Below are 18355 nucleotides of genomic sequence, written 5' to 3'. Positions count from 1 at the left end.
AGCATGACGCGGCAGATGGTACTGGTCGGCTTCCTCCAGGCGCAGAACTGCACGAATTTGCCGAGTTCGTGGCGGCATCCGGACTCGCGCGACGATTCGATGTCGGCGGACTATTATCAGGAGATCGCCAAGATCCTCGAAGCCGGCAAGTTCCACATGGCGTTCTTCGACGATCGGCTGGCGATGCCGGACCGCTACGGCAACGATCATGCCCACACCGTCGAATACGGCATCCGCTGCGTGAAGATGGATCCGCTGATCGTGCTGACCACGATGGGCATGGTCACCGACAAGCTCGGCCTCGGCGCCACCTGCTCGACGACGTATTACGAGCCGTTCGACGTCGCCCGTCGTTTCGCGACCCTCGATTTGATGTCCGGCGGGCGCGCCGGCTGGAACGTTGTCACCTCGCTCAATGACGGCGAGGCGCTCAACATGGGGCGCGATTCCCATCCCGAACATGATTCCCGCTACGACCGCGCCGACGAATTCATGGAGGTCGTGCTCGGGCATTGGGACACCTGGGAAGACGGCGCGCTCATCATGGACAAGACAAGCGGCCGCTTTGCCGATCCGGCCAAGGTGAAGCGGCTCGATCACAAGGGAGTGGCCTTCAAGTCCCGCGGACCCTTCACGGTACCGCGCTCGGATCAGGGCCATCCCGTCATCATCCAGGCCGGCGCATCCGGCCGCGGCCAGCGCTTTGCCGGCCATTGGGGCGAGGTGATCTTCACGGCCGCGCGCAATCTCGCCGGTGCCAAGGAAGGTTATGCCGCTGTTCGAAACGAGGCAGCCAAGGCTGGCCGCGATCCCGATCAGATGCGCCTTTGCAATTTGACGACGCCGGTCTGCGCCGCGACCAAGGCCGAGGCCGAGGACAAGATGGCGCGGATCAACAAGCTGCCGCTCGAGATCGACGCGCTGTCGCTGCTGGCCGAAGCGCTCAACTACGATTTTGCCTCCAAGGACCTCGACGAGCCGTTGACGACGGACGAGCTGAAGAGCATGCAGGGCATTCTGGGCATCCGCGACGGCGTGCTGAAGAATTCCGGCAAGAGCAATCCGAGCGCACGCGACTTCGTCACCTTCTCCGGCCGCGGCCAGGTCCACGACGCCATGGTCGGCGGTCCCAAGGAGATCGCGGACAGGCTGGAAGAGATGTTCGTCGAGCGTGGCTGCGACGGCTTTGTCATCGCCGCGACCTATGTGCCCGGCTCCTATGCGGACTTCGTGCAACACGTCGTGCCGGAGCTACAACGGCGCGGCTTGTTCCAGAAGGAGTATCGGGGCAAGACACTCCGCGAAAATCTCGGGCTGAAGCGGCCCGCGGCCGGAGCCTGGAAGGTGCAGCCGCGCGATGCCGCGGAATAATCGGAGGACGCGACATGCGCTGGCTGAAATTCACCGCCTCCGACAAGACGTCCTGGGGGCTCGTCGAGGGCGACCACGTGATCGCGGTCGACGGCGATCCCTTCGGCGAATGGCAGCGCACCTCGCGCACGCATCCGCTGGCGCAGGTTCGGATCGAGCTGCCGCTGATCCCGCGCACGTTCTATTGCGTCGGCTTGAACTATCTGAAGCACCTGAAGGAAGCCGCCGACAAGCGCGGCGAGGTGCCTGCCGTCCCTGACAGACCCGAGATCGGCTACCGCGCCCAGAACGCGCTGATCGCGCATGACGAGGACGTCGTGATCCCGTCCTTTGCGACGGACAAGATCCACTATGAAGGCGAGCTCGTCGTCGTGATCGGCAAGAAGGTGAAGCATCTGACCAAACAAAATGCGATGGATTGCGTGTTCGGCTACACCATCGGCAACGACGTCAGCGAACGCAGCTGGCAGAAGGCCGACCGCAGCCTGTGGCGCTCGAAGAACGCCGACACGTTCAAGCCGATGGGCCCGTGGATCGAAACTGAGGCCAATCCGGCGAAAATGGAAACCGTCGTCCGGGTCAACGGCAAGGAGACCAACCGCTTCTATACCAACGACATGATCTTCGGCGTGGTGCCGTTCCTGGTCGAGCTGACCAAGTACTTCACGCTGTGGCCAGGCGATGTGATCTGGATGGGCACGGACGGCGCCTCGCCTGACATCGGGCATGGCGACGTGGTGGAGATCGACATCACCGGCGTGGGGACGTTGCGGAACAGGTTTGTTCGGGAACAGCGGTAGTAGAGGTGCCGTAGGGTGGGCAAAGCGAAGCGTGCCCACCGCATTCGTAATGGAGGCGAGACGGTGGGCACGGCGCAAGCGCGCCTTTGCCCACCCTACGGCACCACGGCACGTCCCGCGCCATCAAAACGGCAGCGCCACACTCGTCTTGATCTCCTTCAGCACCACGTTGCTGCGAACGTAGCGGATGCCGGGGATGCGGAACATGAACTCGTCGAGAAAGCGGTTGTAGGCCGCCATGTCCTGCACGACGACGCGCAAATGATAATCGGCGTCGCCCGTGGTCGCGAAGCACTCCAGCACTTCGCGCCGCGTGGTCACCCGCGCGACGAACTCGTCGACGAATTTGGCATCGTGCCGCTCCAGCGAGACATGCAGGATGGCCGACATCGCAAAGCCTGCCTGCTCGCGCGCGATCAGCGCCGCATAACCCTGGATGACGCCGGCCTCCTCCAGCGCGCGCACCCGGCGCCAGCACGCCGAGGTGGACATGCCGACCTCGTCGGCGAGCTGCTGATTGGTGGCGCGGCCGTCCGTCTGGAGATGGGCGAGAATCCGCGCGTCCTGCTCTTCAATCATGGAAGCCCCCGATTCGGTAACTTTTACCGAATTTTGCCGTATTCCGCAAAATTTTACCGAATTATCGATCAAGACAGGGTGAATAGGCAAGACCTACCAGCCTCCCCGGCATACCCTTCCGTCATCAGGCAGGATGCCGCACGAGGTCCGCCATGGACGCCGTTCCATCACTCGACAGCTACGAGCTTTCAGACCGCTACGATCGCGAGGAGGGCCGCGTCTTCCTCACGGGCACGCAGGCCATCGTCCGTATCGCGCTCGACCAGGCGCGGCGCGACCGCGCCGCCGGGCTGAACACCGCCGGCTTCATCTCTGGCTATCGCGGCTCGCCGCTCGGCGGCGTCGATCTCGAGCTCTGGCGCATCCAGGAGCGGCTGAAGCGGGATCACATCGAATTCCTCCCCGCGGTGAACGAGGACCTCGCGGCAACCGCGGTGCTCGGCTCGCAGCAGGTCGAGACGCAGGCAGATCGCGAAGTCGATGGCGTGTTCGGGCTCTGGTACGGCAAGGGCCCAGGCGTCGATCGCTCCGGTGACGCCCTCAAGCACGGCAACGCCTACGGCTCCTCGCCGCGTGGCGGCGTGCTGGTCGTTGCCGGCGACGATCATGGCTGCGTTTCCTCCTCGATGCCGCATCAATCCGATGTCGCCTTCATGAGCTGGTTCATGCCGACGCTGCACCCCGCAAGCGTCGGCGAATATCTCGAATTCGGCGAATATGGCTACGCGCTGAGCCGCTTCTCCGGCATGTGGGTCGGCTTCAAGGCGATCTCGGAAATCGTGGAGTCAGGTGCATCCGTCGCGCTGCGCCCGCCACGCGTCTTCAACACGCCCGATTTCACGCCGCCACCGGGTGGCCTGCACTATCGCTGGCCCGACCTGCCGGGGCCCCAGATCGAGGAGCGGCTGGAGGCGAAGAAGCACGCGGTTTACGCCTTTGCAAAAGCCAATCCGATCGATCGCCACATCTACGATATTCCCAACGCCACCTACGGCATCGTCACGACGGGCAAGGCGCATCTCGACCTGATGGAGGCCCTGCGGCTGATGGGCCTCGATGAAGCGGCCTGCCGCGACATCGGCATCGACGTCTACAAGGTCGGCATGGTCTGGCCGCTGGCGCTGCATGACGCGATGGACTTCGTGAAGGGCAAGCGCGAGATCCTCGTGGTCGAGGAAAAGCGCGGCATCATCGAGAGCCAGTTCAAGGAATATTTTTACGACTATCCAGGCTCAAAGCCCGAGCGCATGGTCGGCAAGCACGACGAGCGAGGGGCGCGGCTGATCTCCTGGATCGGCGAATTGTCGCCGCGTGCGCTCGCCGGCGTGCTCGCGCGCCGGCTCGATCCGATGTTCCCAGGCCTCAATCTCGCCGCACGCGCGGCCGGCTTGATGCCCGAGGCCGCGCGCACGATCAACGTCAGCGGTGCGACGCGCACGCCGTATTTCTGCTCCGGATGTCCGCACAACACGTCGACGAAGGTGCCGGAAGGCTCCAAGGCACTGGCCGGCATCGGCTGCCATTTCATGGCGAGCTGGATGGACCGCGAGACCTCCTCGCTGATCCAGATGGGCGGCGAAGGCGTCAACTGGGCGGCGTCGTCACGCTTCACCGGCCACAAGCATGTGTTCCAGAATCTCGGCGAAGGCACCTACTACCACTCCGGCTCGATGGCGATCCGGCAGGCGATCGCCGCCGGGGCCAACATCACCTACAAGATCCTGTTCAACGATGCCGTGGCGATGACCGGCGGCCAGCCGGTCGACGGTCCCGTCAGCGTGCATGCCATCGCCCACAGCGTTCGCGCCGAGGGCGTGGGACGCATCGCGCTGGTGTCGGACGATCCCGCGCAGTTCTTGCCGGCAGACCTGCCGATCGGCGTAACCATCCATCCGCGCGAGGAGATGGACTCCGTGCAGCGCGAGCTGCGAGACATTTCCGGCGTCTCCGTCCTGATCTATCAGCAGACCTGCGCCACCGAGAAGCGTCGCCGGCGCAAACGCGGACAGATGGCCGACCCAAAGCGCTTTGCCTATATCAACGATCTCGTCTGCGAAGGCTGCGGCGACTGCTCGGTCGAATCCAACTGCCTCAGTGTCGAGCCGAAGGAGACGCCGTTCGGTCGCAAGCGTCAGGTCAACCTCTCGTCCTGCAACAGGGATTTTTCCTGTCTCAACGGCTTCTGCCCGAGCTTTGTCACCGTCGAAGGCGCGACGCGCCGGAAGAAGAGTGCGAGCGAGATCGACGTAGTCGGCCGCGCGGCTACGCTTCCCCTGCCTGCTCCCGCCACGCTCGACCGTCCCTACGACCTGCTGGTAACAGGCGTCGGCGGCACCGGCGTGATCACGGTCGGCTCGCTGATCGGCATGGCCGCGCATCTGGAACGAAGCGGCGTCTCGGTACTCGATTTCACGGGCTTTGCGCAGAAGTTCGGGCCTGTGCTGAGCTATATCCGGCTGGCCGCGAGTCCCGACGCGCTGCACCAGGTCCGCATCGACCAGGGCGCGGCCGACGCGCTCATCGGCTGCGACCTCGTTGTCAGCTCCTCAGCAAAGGCGTCCGGCACCTATCGGCGCGGCATGCGCGCCGCGGTCAACACCGCGGAGATGCCGACCGGCGACGTGGTCCGCTTCCGCGACGCCGATCTCGCCTCGCCTGCCCGACTGCGCGCGATCCGACAAGTCACTGGCAACGACAATCTCGACACCATCAACGCCAACGCGCTCGCCGAGCGGCTACTCGGCGATGCCGTCTATGCCAACATCATCATGCTGGGCTTTGCCTGGCAGCGCGGGCTTATTCCGATCGCGCTGCCGGCGCTGCTGCGTGCAATCGAGCTCAACGGCGTCGCGGTCGAGCGCAACAAGCAGGCCTTCGCCTGGGGCCGGATCGCCGCGGCCGATCCGGAGTTTTTGCCGGGGGGCGACGAGGCGCCCGAAGCCGAGACGCTCGATCAGATCATCGATCGCCGCGCCGATTTCCTCGCCGCCTATCAGGACAGGGCTTATGCTGCGCGTTACCGGACGACCATCGCGAGGGTCCGCCGCGCCGAAGCCAACCTGAACAGCGAGGCGCTGACCGAGGCGGTCGCGCGCGCCCTGTTCAAGCTGATGGCCTACAAGGACGAATACGAGGTGGCGCGTCTGCACATGCAGAGCGGTTTCCTCGGCGAGCTGAAGCGCGAGTTCGAGGATGGTTTTCGCATCCAATATCATCTCGCGCCGCCGTTCCTGCCGTCAAAAGCTGACGCACGCGGCCGTCCGCGCAAGCGCGCTTTCGGCCAGTGGATCCAGATGCCGCTCGCCATGCTGGCGCGGCTGAAGGGATTGCGCGGAACGCCGTTCGATCCGTTCGGCTACACGAATGAGCGGCGCACAGAACGGGAATTGATCGCCTGGTATGAAGGCCTGATCGAACGCATGCTCGGCCAGCTCGAGGCTGCACATCTGCCCGACCTCGTTGCCGTCGCAAAGGCGCCGATGGAGATCCGCGGCTACGGACCCGTGAAGGACACCGCGATCGCCAAGGTGAAGCCCGAGGTCGAGAGGTTGCTCACGAATTTGGCGACATCGGTAACGCAAAAGATGCACGTCCACGGTTGACGCGGCACCAGTGAGGCCTCAGCCTCCGGGCTTTAGGTGGCCCCTGTTGGCGCCCCTGCAATCGGATGACGCATCATGGATTTCGACCAATTGACCCTGAGTCAGGCCGTCGCCGACCTGCGCGCCGGGAAAGTCACGAGCATCGCACTCACGACAGAGGCACTAAGCCGCGCCAAAGCCCGTGCGGAGCTCAATGCCTTCGTCACGCTGGACGAGGCCGGTGCCCTGAAGGCCGCGGCTGCGTTCGACGCGACGGGCGACAGGACAAAGCCGCTCGGCGGCGTGCCCATCGTGATCAAGGACAATATCGAGGTTGCGGGACTGCCCTGTAGCGCCGGCACACCGGCACTGAAGGACTACGTTCCGAAGACCGACGCGCCCGTAGTCGCGAAGCTGCGGGCTGCAGGCGCCGTCATCATCGGCAAGACCAGTATGCACGAGCTCGCCTTCGGCATCTCCGGCTACAACACCGCGTTCAAGACCGGCGCGGAGTTCGGCGTGCGCAACGCTTATGACCGCACGCTGATTGCCGGCGGCTCCTCGTCCGGCACGGGCGCCGCGCTCGGCGCGCGGATCGTCGCGGGCGGGCTCGGCACCGACACCGGCGGATCGGTCCGGGTGCCCGCGGCGCTGAACGGATGCGCCGCGTTGCGCCCCACGGTCGGACGCTATCCGCAAGAGGGTATTGCGCCGATCTCGCACACCCGCGACACCGCGGGGCCCATGGCCGCGACGATGACGGATGTCGCGCTGCTCGATCGCGTGATCGCAGGCGGCGACACGATTGCGCCGGCTGATTTGAAGCAGGTGCGGATCGGCATCGCGAAGGCGATGCTGACCAATCTCGATGCCGATACCGAGGCCGCCTTCGAGGCGGCGGTCACACAGATGAAAGCCGGGGGCATCGTCGTAGTCGAGATCGAGATGCCGCAACTGGCCGAGTTCAACGGCCAGGTCAGCTTTCCTGTCGCCCTGTACGAGGCCTATTTCGATCTGGTCGCCTATCTCAAGCACACCGGCACCGGCCTCACCATCGAGGCACTGGCGGAGGAGATCTCCAGCGCCGACGTGAAGGGCACCTATGACGGCCTGGTGATCCCGCGCAAACTGCCCACCCCTGATGGCACCTTGGTTGACGCCAAGCCGATCTATGACGCCGCGATCAAGACCGCGCGGCCCGCGCTTCAGGCGCTCTACGCCAAGACCTTTGCCAACAACCGGCTCGACGCCATCGCCTTCCCGACCACGCCGCGCGTCGCGATTGCTTCCAATCCAGAGTCCAGCAGCCTCGAGAATTTCGGCCTGTTCATCCAGAACACCGACCCCGGCAGCAATGCCGGCATTCCCGGCGTCCAGATCCCGATCGCGCTTGGTGCGACGAGCAAATTGCCTGTCGGGCTTGAACTGGACGGCCCTGCGGGAAGCGATCGCCGCCTGCTTGCGATCGGCGTGGCGCTTGAGAGCGTGTTCGGGCGATTGCCGCCGCCGCGTTGACGGCATCGTAGGGTGGGCAAAGCGGAAGCGTGCCCACCTCTTTTCGAATCATGGAGAGATGGTGGGCACGGCGCTAACGCGCCTTTGCCACCCTACGGCTCTGCCGCCGCGCCACTCACGCATACGGATTGATCAGCTTCTGCTGCTCGGCGCTGTGATGCACGAGCATGTCGATGAAGGTCCTGACCTTCGCCGACAGATGATGCCGATGCGGATAGACCGCGTTCATCGACATCTCGACCGGCCGGTACTCCGGCAGGAGGCGCACCAGCCGGCCCGCATCGAGGTCATCCCCCACCAGAAAGCCGGCCGCAAGACTGATGCCGGCGCCCTGCAACGCGGCCTCGCGCAGGGCTTCGCCGCTGTTGGTGATCAGGTTGCCGGAGACGCGCACCGAGGCCGGCGTACCCTTGCGATCGAAGAAGCGCCACTCGTCGAAGGGATAGTTGATGTGGCGCACGCAATTGTGCCCGGCAAGCTCTTCGAGCGTCTGCACGCGTCCATGCGCCTCGATATAGCCGTGCGAGCAGCACAGCACGTGCCGCCAGGTCGCCAGGCTCCGCACGATCAGGCTGGAGTCCGGCGGCGCGATCATGCGCAGCGCAAGGTCGAAGCCCTCCTCGATCAGATCGACATTGGTCTCGCCCATGCGCAGATCGACCTTCACCTCCGGATAGGTCGCGAGGAATTCAGCCATCACTGGAGCCACGAACGGAACCATATGCGTGGCGGTGTGAATGCGCAGCGTGCCGCGCGGCGTCGATTGCAGCGCGCCCGCGATGTCATCGGCCTGTTCGAGATCGGCGAGGATCTGCATCGAGCGGTCGTAATAGGCCCTGCCGATTTCGGTAAGGCTCACTTTTCGCGTGGTGCGGTTCAGGAGCCGAACCCCGAGCCGGTCCTCCAGCGCCTGGACATGGTTGCTCACCATGGTCGTGGACATGTTGAGCCGGCGGGCGGCGGCGGAGAAGCCGCCATTTTCGACCACCCGGACGAAGGCGGTGAGACTGGTGAAGCGGTCCATAGGTCTGGCTCCGGATTATCCGCTATGGCTGGATAATGCTTCCATTTCTTCCGGGATTATCACAAGCGGGAAGACAGCGCATCTTGCCGGCATCAACGGCGCACCGTTCGGACCGGGGGCGGTTGGGAATTCCGAGGATGCCATGTCGAACGCTTCTTATGTCACTGAAACCAATCAGAAAATCAGCTTTCGCCCGTCCCGGCAGGCGGTCAAGCGGGCGGCCATCGGCTTGGCGCTAGCCCTCGGAATCGCCGCGGCCGGCGACTTCGGCTACGACTACCTGAGCACCGGCCGTTACCTCGAATCCACCGACGACGCCTATGTGAAGGCGGATTCCACCATCGTCGCCCCCAAGGTTTCCGGCTACATCGCGAAGGTGCTGGTGGGCGACAACGAGAAGGTCCGGGCCGGCCAGCTTCTCGCGAAGATAGACGACCGCGATTTCAGGGCCGCGCTCGACCAGGCCCGCGCCGATGTCGCCGCCGGTGAAGCCTCGGTGCGCAACATCGACGCCCAGCTCGAACTGCAGCAGCCCATCATCGAGCAGAGCACGGCCGACGTGGCCGCGGCCGACGCCAATCTGAAATTCGCGCAGGAGGAACGCGCCCGCTACGACGACCTGATGAAGTCGGGCTCCGGCACGATCCAGCGTGCGCAGCAGACCGATGCGGCGCTCCGCGCCAGCAACGCGCAATTGCAGCACGCCAAGTCAGGCCTGGTGGCCACGCAGCGGAAGGTCGACGTGCTCACCACCCAGCGCGCCCAAGCAACTGCACAGCTCGACCGCACCCGCGCGGTCGCACAGCAGGCAGAGCTGAACCTGTCCTATACCGAGATCACCGCGCCGGTGGACGGCACGGTCGGCGCACGCTCGTTACGCGTCGGCCAGTATGTGCAGGCCGGCACGCAATTGATGGCGGTGGTGCCGCTCGATGCGGTTTATGTCGTCGCCAACTTCAAGGAGACGCAGCTCACGCATGTGCGTGCGGGCCAGCCGGTCGAGCTGCAGGTCGACAGTTTTCGCAATCGCACGCTTCGCGGTCACGTCGACAGCCTTTCGCCAGCCAGCGGACTTGAATTCGCGCTGCTGCCGCCCGACAACGCCACCGGAAATTTCACCAAGATCGTGCAACGCGTGCCGGTGAAGATCGTGCTCGACGACCACAGCCTGACCGGCCTGCTCAGGCCCGGCATGTCGGCGGTGCCGACCATCGACACCAAGGCGACTGTGCTGGCCGAGCGCGAGACGGCTGGGCGCCTCGCCAACAACGCCCCCGCCCGAACGGCGGCTGAAGCCGGGAAGGCCGGCAGGATTATCAAGTCCTGCCGGACGATCCTTCCCACGCTTCCTCGATTATCGAAACCAACCGCCTAATGCATCCTGTCTCCGTGACCGAGACGAGGCTTCCATGAGCACGCTCCAACCGACCGCCGACGCCGCCTCCGCTGCCAGCATTCCCGCCCCTGCTGCGCCCGCCACGCCGGCGGTTTCCGCAAAAACCTGGATCGCGGTGATCGGCGCCACCCTCGGCGCCTTCATGGCGGTGCTGAACATCCAGATCGTCAACGCATCACTCGCCGACATCCAGGGCGCGATCGGCGCCGGCATCGACGATGGCGGCTGGATCTCGACCTCCTATCTGATCGCCGAGATCGTGGTGATCCCGCTCTCCGGCTGGCTTGCGCAGGTGTTCTCGATCCGCATCTATCTGCTCACCAACGCGACCTTGTTTCTGGTGTTCTCCGCGGCCTGCGCGCTGGCGCAGGACCTTCCGCAGATGATCATGCTGCGCGCGGTGCAGGGATTCTCCGGCGGCGTGCTGATCCCGATGGCGTTCACCCTGATCATCACGTTGCTGCCGAAGACGAAGCAACCGATCGGACTCGCGCTTTTTGCAATCTCTGCAACATTCGCGCCCGCGATCGGCCCGACCATTGGCGGTTATCTCACCGAGAACTGGGGCTGGCAGTATATCTTCTATGTCAACCTGGTGCCCGGCACGCTGATGATAGCGATGCTGTGGCTCTCGCTGGAAGCCAAGCCGATGCAGTTGTCACTGCTGCGCGCCGGCGACTGGCCGGGCATCATCACCATGGCGATCGGCCTCTCCGCGCTGCAGACCGTTCTGGAAGAAGGCAACAAGGACGACTGGTTCGGCTCACCTTTCATCGTCAAACTGTCCATTGTCGCCGCAATTGCCCTGACCGCCTTCCTGGTGATCGAATTGACTGCGAAGAAGCCGCTGTTGAACCTGCGTCTGCTGGTTCGCCGCAATTTCGGCTTCGGCATCCTCGCCAACTTCCTGCTCGGCATCGCGCTGTACGGTTCGGTGTTCATCTTGCCGGTCTATCTGTCGCGCATCCAGGGCTACAACGCCGAGCAGATCGGCATGGTTCTGGCTTGGACCGGCTTACCGCAGCTGTTGCTGATCCCGCTCGTGCCGCGGCTGATGCAGCGCTTCGATGCCCGGATCATTATCGGCATCGGCTTCGCGCTGTTCGCTGCCTCCAATTTCATGAACATCTACATGACGAATGACTACGCCACCGATCAGCTGTTCTGGCCGAATGTCGTCCGCGCTGTCGGACAGGCTTTTGTGTTCGCGCCGCTCTCGGCCGTCGCCACCGCCGGAATCGAGCCGGAGAATGCCGGTTCCGCATCGGGCCTATTCAACATGATGCGCAACCTCGGCGGAGCCATCGGTATCGCGCTGCTTCAGACGCTGCTGACCAAGCGCGAGCAATATCACTCCAACGTGCTGATGCAGTCGGTCTCGGTGTTCGAGCAGGCCACCCGTACGCGGCTGGAGCAGCTCACGCAGTATTTCATCAACCACGGCGTGCTCGACCGTGTCGATGCTGCGCATCGCGCCTATGTTGCGATCGGCCATGTCGTGCAGAAGCAGGCTTACATCCTCGCCTTCAGCGACACCTTCTATCTGCTCGGCGTCGCGCTGATCGTCGCCCTCATCGCCTCCCTCTTCCTGAAGAAGCCCGGCCAAGTTTCGGCCGGTGGCGCCCACTGACCTTTAACCCAGCAAAAGGAGACCAACCATGAAACCCCGCATGAACTTCTACCAGGCCGCCCCCGACACGATGAAGGCGCTGATGGCGCTGGAAGAGCAGATCCAGTCGACGGGACTCGAGAAATCGCTGATCGAGCTCGTCAAGATCCGCGCGTCGCAGATCAACGGCTGCGCCTTCTGCATCAACATGCACACCGAGGACGCCCGCAAGCGCGGCGAGACCGAACAGCGCATCTATCTGCTCAACGCCTGGCGCGAATCCCCGCTCTATACCGATCGCGAGCGTGCAGCGCTGGCCTGGACGGAATCGGTGACGCTGATCTCCGAGACCCACGCGCCGGACGACGTCTACGAGCAGGTCCGCGCGCAATTCTCCGACGCGGAGACGGTGAACCTGACGATGCTGATCGGAGCCATCAATGCCTGGAACCGGATCGCGATCGCGTTCCGCGCGGTGCATCCGGTGAAGGTGAAGGCGTCGGTGGCGTGAGGGGCGGCGCTTCCTCTCGGGCAAATCTCGTAGGGTGGGCAAAGGCGCACTTGCGCCGTGCCCACGTCTTCTGACGCCTTCGCTGGGGGAATGGTGGGCACGCTTCGCTTTGCCCACCCTACGATAGCTGGGCGTGCGGCTCAGACCGCCGTCGCCTTCGCGAACTCCACGTAAATCTCGCGCAGGCGCGTTGCCATCGGACCTGGCTTGCCGTCACCGACCTTCTTGCCGTCGATGGCGATCACCGGCTGCACGAACAGCGAGGCTGAAGTGGCGAACGCCTCCTTCGCCGCCAGCGCCTCTTCCACGGTGAAAGACCGTTCTTCGACGCGGAGCTGACGCTCTTCGGCGAGCGCCACCACGGCCTTGCGGGTGCAGCCCGGCAGGATCGCGTTGGAGTTCTTGCGGGTCACGATGACGTCGTCCTTGGTCAGGATGAACGCCGAGGACGAACCGCCCTCGGTGACGTAGCCGTCTTGCAGCATCCAGGCCTCGCCGGCGCCGGCTTCGGCCGCGGCCTGCTTCGCCAGAACCTGCGCGAGCAGTGCCACGCTCTTGATGTCGCGCCGCTCCCAGCGGATGTCGGGCACCGTGATCACGTTGATGCCGGTCTTGGCCGAGGCGGCGTTGATGATGTCCTTCTCGGAGGTGAACATCACCAGGCTCGACTTGACGTCGCCCTTGGGAAAGGCGAAGTCGCGGCCCTTGTCGGCGCCGCGCGTGACCTGGAGATAGACGAGGCCATTCTCGACCTTGTTGCGCGCGATCAGCTCCTTCTGGAGCTCGGTGATGCGCTCGACTGTCTCCGGCAGCTTCAGCTTGATCTCGCCGACCGAGCGCTCCAGGCGGGTCAGGTGCGAAGCGTTGTCGACCAGCTTGCCGTCGAGCACGGCCGAAACCTCGTAGATGCCGTCGGCGAACAGGAAGCCGCGATCAAGCACCGAGATCTTGGCGTCCGAGAGCGGGACGAATGAGCCGTTGACGTAGGCGATCGAGTCCAAGGCGGGTCTCCTGGGCAGGGAAAGCGGGATTTGCCTGTCCGTATACGGGATTTGTTGGGGCCACGAAACCCTCAACCCGTCATTCCGGGGCGACGCGGAGCGACGAGCTTTGATGCGCAATTGCGCATCAGAGAATCCATAACCACCAGCCGGGTTATGGATTCCGGGCCCGCGCCAGGAGGCGCGTCCCGGAATGACGGCAGAGGTTAATGCGATAAGATCTTCGACAGGAACTTCTGCGCGCGGTCGCTGCGCGGCTTGCCGAAGAAGTCCTCCTTCGCCGCGTCCTCGACGATCTCGCCGCGGTCCATGAAGATGACGCGGTTGGCGACCTTGCGGGCAAAGCCCATCTCGTGGGTGACGACCATCATGGTCATGCCTTCGCGGGCGAGATCGACCATGACGTCGAGCACCTCGCTCACCATCTCGGGGTCGAGCGCCGAGGTCGGCTCGTCGAAGAGCATCACGATCGGGTCCATGGCGAGCGCGCGGGCGATCGCGACGCGCTGCTGCTGGCCGCCGGAGAGCTGCGCCGGAAATTTCTGCGCCTGCTCCTTCAGGCCGACGCGATCCAGGAGCTGCATACCCTTTGCCACAGCCGTGTCGGACGACCGTCCCAGCACCTTCTGCTGCGCGAGGCAGAGATTGTCGATGATCTTCAGGTGCGGAAACAGCTCGAAATGCTGGAACACCATGCCGACGCGCGAACGCAGTTTCGGCAGATTGGTCTTGGGATCGTTGACCTTGGTGCCGTCGACGCTGATGTCGCCCTCCTGGAACGGCTCCAGCGCATTGACGCATTTGATCAGTGTCGACTTGCCCGAGCCCGAGGGACCGCAGACGACGACGACCTCGCCCTTGGTCACGCTGGTGGTGCAGTCGGTCAGCACCTGGAAGGTCGGGGTGTACCATTTGTTGACGTGGCTGATTTCGATCATGACCGATGCGCTCTATCGAATGATGGCGATGCGCGCCTGGAGGCGGCGAACGCCGAAGGACGCGATGCAGGAAATGGTGAAGTAGACGACGGCCGCGAACAGGTACATTTCGACCAGCCGCCCGTCGCGCTGTGCGACCTTGCTGGCCGCGCCGAGGAAGTCAGTGATCGACAGCACGTAGACCAGCGAGGTGTCCTGGAACAGCACGATGGTCTGCGTGATCAGGACCGGCAGCATGTTGCGGAACGCCTGCGGCAGCACGACGTAGCGCATCGTCTGCGCATAATTGAGCCCAAGCGCGCTGGCCGCGGCCGGCTGTCCGCGCGAGATCGACTGGATGCCGGCGCGCATGATCTCGGAGAAGTACGCGGCCTCGAACATGATGAAAGTGATGAGAGAGGATGCGAACGCGCCGACACTGATCGGGCGCGAGGCGCCGGTCAGCCACTGCCCGATATAGGGCACCAGGAAATAGAACCAGAAGATGACCAGCACCAGCGGCAGCGAGCGCATGAAGTCGACATAGACGCCGGCGATGCGGCCCAGGATCTTGAAGCCCGAGAGCCGCATCAGCGCGAGTGCCGTGCCGAAGATCAGGCCGCCAAGCGCGGCGAGCGCCGTCAGCGTCAACGTAAACGTCATGCCCTCGTAGAACAGATAGGGCAGCGAGCGGCGGATGACGTCGAAATCGAAATTGCTGAGCATGGCGCTATTTCCCCGTGATGTAGCCGGGGATCGCGACCCAGCGCTCGAGGAAGCGCATCGCAGTCACCACGACGGCGTTGACGAGGAGATAGAGGAGGGTCGCGGCGGTGAAGGCCTCGAACACCTGGAACGAGAATTCCTGCATCGAGCGCGCCTGGCCGGTGAGTTCGAGCAAACCGATGGTGATGGCCACCGCCGTGTTCTTGATGGTGTTGAGGAACTCGGAGGTCAGCGGCGGCAGGATGATGCGGAACGCCATCGGCAGCAGCACGTAGCGATAGCCCTGCGCGGTGGTCAGCCCGAGCGCGGTCGCCGCCATCTTCTGCCCGCGCGGCAGCGAACCGATACCGGCCTGCAATTGCACGGCGACGCGCGCCGACATGAAGAAGCCGATGCCGATCGCGGCCGTCCAGAACGGTGCGTTCGGCAGTTGTTTCAGCCAGGTGCCGGCCGCCTTCGGCAGCAATTCCGGCAGCACGAAGAACCACAGGAAGAGCTGCACCAGCAGCGGCATGTTGCGGAAGAACTCGACCCAGCAGAAGCCGAACCAATTGGCGCGCTTGGACGGCAGCGTGCGCATGACGCCGATCAGCGAGCCGAAGATCAGCGCGATGATCCAGGCGAGCACGGCCGTCTTCAGGGTCAGCGCCAGCCCCGACAACAGCATGTCGAGATAGGTGCCGGTCCCCATCGGGTTCGGCTCGAAGAATATTCCCCAGTTCCAGTGGTAGTTCACGTGTCCCCCGCGCGAACGCGCCCGTCACAGATGTCTCGGGCGCCTATGCAAATGTCCGGCCACTCCCTCCAGAATGGCCGGAATATGCTTCCTCTCCCCGCGAGCGGGGAGAGGCGAACAACTCAGCTTACTTATAGTCGTCCGGGTTCGGCGAGTCCGAGGGTTTTGCGAACTCGTTCTTCAGCTCGGCCGAGATCGGGGTGTTGAGGTTCAGGCCCTTCGGCGGGATCTTCTGGGTGAACCACTTCTCGTAGATCTTCTGGCCCTCGCCGGAGGTGTAGAGCGCCGCAGTCGCCGCATCGACCACCTTCTTGAAGGGGGCGTCGTCCTTGCGCAGCATGATGCCATAGGGCTCGGGCTTCGAGAACGCGTCCTTGGAGATGACGTAGTCGTCCGGCGACTTCGAGCCGGCAACCAGGCTCGCGAGCAGGATGTCGTCCATGACGAAGGCCACCGCGCGGTCGGTCTCGACCATCAGGAAGGATTCAGCGTGATCCTTGGCCGGAATGATGTTGGCGCCGAGGCCTTTCGCGACGTTGGCCTCGGTGAGCTGCTTGATGTTGGTGGTGCCGGCGGTCGAGACCACCGTCTTGCCCTTGAGGTCGTCGATCGACTTCAGGCCGCTCGACTTCTTGAAGACGTAACGGCTCGCCGTCAGGAAGTGGGTGTTGGTGAAGGCGACCTGCTTCTGGCGCTCGGCATTGTTGGTGGTCGAGCCGCATTCGAGGTCGATCGTGCCGTTGGCCATCAGCGGAATACGGGTCGCCGAAGTCACCGGATTGAGCTTGACCTCGAGCTTGTCGAGCTTGAGCTCCTTCTTCACGGCGTCGACGATCTTGTAGCAGATGTCCATCGCGAACCCGACGGGCTTCTGGTTGTCGTCGAGATAGGAGAACGGGATCGAGGAATCGCGGAAGCCCAGCGTGATGGCGCCGGTGTCCTTGATGTTCTTCAGCGTGCCGGTCAGCTCCTGGGCCCCGGCCTGGCTGACGGCGAAGGTCGCGGCGAGCGCGAGGCCGATGCTACGGAAATGTCTCACTTTTTTGTTCCCCTTTCAGGATGATGCGGCCGGATGCAAGCACAAATCAGGCCGGATTAGAATGTGACTTTCGGCTGGATTGCGGCTCAGGTTAATGGCTCAGCTTAATGGCTTGGGCAATTCCCCGAGATCCCAGAACAGCCCGGCCATCACCGTCAAGGCCTCTTCGGTCAATGGCAGCAGGATGTGCTCATTGGGCGCATGCTGGGAGCAGCCAGGATAGGAGTGCGGGACCCAGATCGTCGGCAGGCCCAGGATCTCGGAAAACACGTCGTTGGGCAACGAGCCGCCGAAATTCGGCAAAACGGCCGGCGCCTTGCCGGTCGTCTCCTTCACCGAATCCGCCGCCCATGTGATCCAGGGGCTGTCGAAATCGGTGCGCGATGCCGCGAAGCTCTGGGCGGCCCGCACCTCGACCATCGGAAAGCCCTTTTGCACCAGATGCGCGCGGACGGCATCGATCAGGCCGTCGACCTTGGTGCCGACCACGAAACGCAGTTGCAGCACGGCATTGGCGTGGCCGGGAATGGCGTTGGCCGGCTTCTCGATATTGCCAGACGACATCGCCAGCACTTCGAGCGTGTTCCAGGCATAAAGCCGCTCGGCGGCCGACAGCCCTTCCTCGCCCCAGTTCTCCGCGAGCGCCGGCTCGTCCTCGGTCGGCACCACCTGCACGTCGGCGAGATAGCTGCGGATCTGGTTGGTGAGCCGCGGCGGCTTCAGCGCGTCGAGCTGAAGCCGGCCATGGCCGTCGACCAGCGTCGAGATCGCGTTGACGAGAATGGTCGCGGGGTTGGCGAGCACGCCGCCCCAATTGCCGGAATGATGGCCGCCATCGCGCAGATTGACGTCGAGATGAATGCGGATGCCGCCACGGCAGCCCAGGAACAAGGTCGGCCGGTCGGCCGACAGGCGCGGTCCGTCTGAGGCCATGAACAGATCGGCCTTGAGCGCATCGCGGTTGAGATCGCAGACCTTGCCGAGATCGGGCGAGCCGATCTCCTCGCCCATTTCGACGATGAATTTTGCATTGAAGCCGAGCTTGCCGCCGCGGGCTTCGCGCACCGCGCGGAGTGCCGCCATGTTGATGCTGTGCTGGCCCTTGTTGTCGGCGGTACCACGGCCGTAGAGCCGCGTGCCCGCAACCGTCGTGCGCCAGGGATCGCGGCCGTCGCGCCACTCCCCCTCCATGCCGTCGACGACGTCACCATGGCCGTAGATCAGCACCGTCGGCGCTGACGCGCTCTCGTGATGCTCGGCGAACAGGAACGGCGCCTTGCCGCTCGGGGATTCGACGATGCGGCTGGTAAAGTCGAGCGCGGCAAAGGAGGGCATCATCTCCTGTTCCAGATAGCCGCGCAGCTCGGCGCCGCGCGACGGGTTCTGGCTTTCGGTCTTGAAGGCCACGCGGCGGTCGAGCTCGGTGAGGAACGCACCGGATTTGAAATCGTCACGGGCGCGGGCGATGGCGTCGGCTCTGGTCATGGCTGGTTTTTCGGGGCGTTGGGACGAAGGACCTTACCCGAGACAGGTAGCCCTTCGAAAGTGGC

General features: G+C 64.1%; 15 protein-coding genes. 7 read left to right on the top strand and 8 right to left on the bottom strand.

The annotated features are described in order from the left end of the window. The first annotated feature begins 3 nt into the window (after positions 1-3). Together BJ6T_RS08330 and BJ6T_RS08325 are read left to right on the top strand one after the other, a co-directional pair. Positions 4-1371 carry an LLM class flavin-dependent oxidoreductase gene (locus BJ6T_RS08330; protein ID WP_014491866.1) on the top strand — a complete coding sequence of 456 codons (1368 nt, stop codon included), beginning with the start codon at positions 4-6 and terminating at the stop codon, positions 1369-1371. 14 nt (positions 1372-1385) lie between these two features. Beyond that, positions 1386-2171: a fumarylacetoacetate hydrolase family protein gene (locus BJ6T_RS08325; RefSeq protein WP_014491865.1), complete on the top strand. Its 786-nt coding sequence runs from the start codon at positions 1386-1388 to the stop codon at positions 2169-2171. Between the two features lie 123 nt (positions 2172-2294). Here the strand turns inward: BJ6T_RS08325 and BJ6T_RS08320 are convergent, their stop codons facing one another. After that, positions 2295-2750, bottom strand: a complete 456-nt coding sequence (locus tag BJ6T_RS08320; protein ID WP_014491864.1) for an Lrp/AsnC family transcriptional regulator — start codon at positions 2748-2750, stop codon at positions 2295-2297. A 152-nt stretch (positions 2751-2902) separates the two neighbouring features. Here BJ6T_RS08320 and BJ6T_RS08315 point away from each other — a divergent pair, with 152 nt between their 5' ends. Beyond that, positions 2903-6352, top strand: a complete 3450-nt coding sequence (locus BJ6T_RS08315) for an indolepyruvate ferredoxin oxidoreductase family protein (protein ID WP_014491863.1) — start codon at positions 2903-2905, stop codon at positions 6350-6352. Positions 6353-6427: 75 nt separating this feature from the next. Next, positions 6428-7846, top strand: coding sequence for an indoleacetamide hydrolase (gene iaaH / locus BJ6T_RS08310; RefSeq protein ID WP_014491862.1), 1419 nt, complete (start codon positions 6428-6430; stop codon positions 7844-7846). Positions 7847-7961: 115 nt separating this feature from the next. On the opposite strand, the gene BJ6T_RS08305 is transcribed toward iaaH, so the two are convergent. Beyond that, positions 7962-8870 (bottom strand): LysR family transcriptional regulator, encoded by a 909-nt coding sequence (locus BJ6T_RS08305; RefSeq protein ID WP_014491861.1) that lies wholly within the window; start codon positions 8868-8870, stop codon positions 7962-7964. 142 nt (positions 8871-9012) lie between these two features. Between BJ6T_RS08305 and BJ6T_RS08300 the strand changes: the two genes are divergently transcribed. The 3 genes from BJ6T_RS08300 to BJ6T_RS08290 are packed head-to-tail and all read left to right on the top strand — an operon-like array spanning position 9013 to position 12386. Continuing rightward, positions 9013-10245, top strand: coding sequence for an HlyD family secretion protein (locus BJ6T_RS08300; RefSeq protein WP_014491860.1), 1233 nt, complete (start codon positions 9013-9015; stop codon positions 10243-10245). Between the two features lie 34 nt (positions 10246-10279). Then, complete coding sequence (locus tag BJ6T_RS08295) at positions 10280-11896, top strand: MDR family MFS transporter (RefSeq protein ID WP_014491859.1); 1617 nt, start codon at positions 10280-10282, stop codon at positions 11894-11896. 28 nt (positions 11897-11924) lie between these two features. Beyond that, positions 11925-12386 carry a carboxymuconolactone decarboxylase family protein gene (locus BJ6T_RS08290; RefSeq protein WP_007615070.1) on the top strand — a complete coding sequence of 154 codons (462 nt, stop codon included), beginning with the start codon at positions 11925-11927 and terminating at the stop codon, positions 12384-12386. Between the two features lie 140 nt (positions 12387-12526). Here the strand turns inward: BJ6T_RS08290 and BJ6T_RS08285 are convergent, their stop codons facing one another. The 6 genes from BJ6T_RS08285 to BJ6T_RS08260 form a co-directional block, all read right to left on the bottom strand. Then, a complete protein-coding gene (locus tag BJ6T_RS08285) occupies positions 12527-13387 on the bottom strand; it encodes a D-amino-acid transaminase (RefSeq protein WP_014491858.1) in 861 nt (286 codons plus the stop codon). A gap of 206 nt (positions 13388-13593) precedes the next feature. Then, complete coding sequence (locus tag BJ6T_RS08280; protein WP_014491857.1) at positions 13594-14325, bottom strand: amino acid ABC transporter ATP-binding protein; 732 nt, start codon at positions 14323-14325, stop codon at positions 13594-13596. A 12-nt stretch (positions 14326-14337) separates the two neighbouring features. After that, complete coding sequence (locus BJ6T_RS08275) at positions 14338-15030, bottom strand: amino acid ABC transporter permease (RefSeq protein ID WP_014491856.1); 693 nt, start codon at positions 15028-15030, stop codon at positions 14338-14340. 4 nt (positions 15031-15034) lie between these two features. Continuing rightward, positions 15035-15766, bottom strand: coding sequence for an amino acid ABC transporter permease (locus BJ6T_RS08270; protein WP_014491855.1), 732 nt, complete (start codon positions 15764-15766; stop codon positions 15035-15037). A gap of 127 nt (positions 15767-15893) precedes the next feature. Continuing rightward, entirely contained in the window at positions 15894-16805 is a 912-nt protein-coding gene (locus BJ6T_RS08265; protein WP_014491854.1) for an amino acid ABC transporter substrate-binding protein, read from the bottom strand. Positions 16806-16904: 99 nt separating this feature from the next. After that, the gene (locus BJ6T_RS08260) at positions 16905-18290 is read right to left on the bottom strand and encodes a M20 family metallopeptidase (RefSeq protein WP_014491853.1); all 1386 of its coding nucleotides are present in this window, start codon (positions 18288-18290) and stop codon (positions 16905-16907) included. Between the last annotated feature and the right edge of the window lie 65 nt (positions 18291-18355).

The sequence above is a fragment of the Bradyrhizobium japonicum USDA 6 genome, from assembly GCF_000284375.1.
GTDB lineage: Bacteria > Pseudomonadota > Alphaproteobacteria > Rhizobiales > Xanthobacteraceae > Bradyrhizobium > Bradyrhizobium japonicum.
This window is presented reverse-complemented; position numbering and strand designations above follow the sequence as displayed.

Coding starts and splice junctions, on each gene's coding strand:
- BJ6T_RS08315 (WP_014491863.1), top strand. CDS start 2,903: ATGGACGCCGTTCCATCACTCGACAGCTACGAGCTTTCAGACCGCTAC.
- BJ6T_RS08295 (WP_014491859.1), top strand. CDS start 10,280: ATGAGCACGCTCCAACCGACCGCCGACGCCGCCTCCGCTGCCAGCATT.
- BJ6T_RS08260 (WP_014491853.1), bottom strand. CDS start 18,290: ATGACCAGAGCCGACGCCATCGCCCGCGCCCGTGACGATTTCAAATCC.
- BJ6T_RS08275 (WP_014491856.1), bottom strand. CDS start 15,030: ATGCTCAGCAATTTCGATTTCGACGTCATCCGCCGCTCGCTGCCCTAT.
- BJ6T_RS08320 (WP_014491864.1), bottom strand. CDS start 2,750: ATGATTGAAGAGCAGGACGCGCGGATTCTCGCCCATCTCCAGACGGAC.
- BJ6T_RS08300 (WP_014491860.1), top strand. CDS start 9,013: ATGTCGAACGCTTCTTATGTCACTGAAACCAATCAGAAAATCAGCTTT.
- BJ6T_RS08305 (WP_014491861.1), bottom strand. CDS start 8,870: ATGGACCGCTTCACCAGTCTCACCGCCTTCGTCCGGGTGGTCGAAAAT.
- BJ6T_RS08290 (WP_007615070.1), top strand. CDS start 11,925: ATGAAACCCCGCATGAACTTCTACCAGGCCGCCCCCGACACGATGAAG.
- BJ6T_RS08280 (WP_014491857.1), bottom strand. CDS start 14,325: ATGATCGAAATCAGCCACGTCAACAAATGGTACACCCCGACCTTCCAG.
- BJ6T_RS08325 (WP_014491865.1), top strand. CDS start 1,386: ATGCGCTGGCTGAAATTCACCGCCTCCGACAAGACGTCCTGGGGGCTC.
- iaaH (WP_014491862.1), top strand. CDS start 6,428: ATGGATTTCGACCAATTGACCCTGAGTCAGGCCGTCGCCGACCTGCGC.
- BJ6T_RS08330 (WP_014491866.1), top strand. CDS start 4: ATGACGCGGCAGATGGTACTGGTCGGCTTCCTCCAGGCGCAGAACTGC.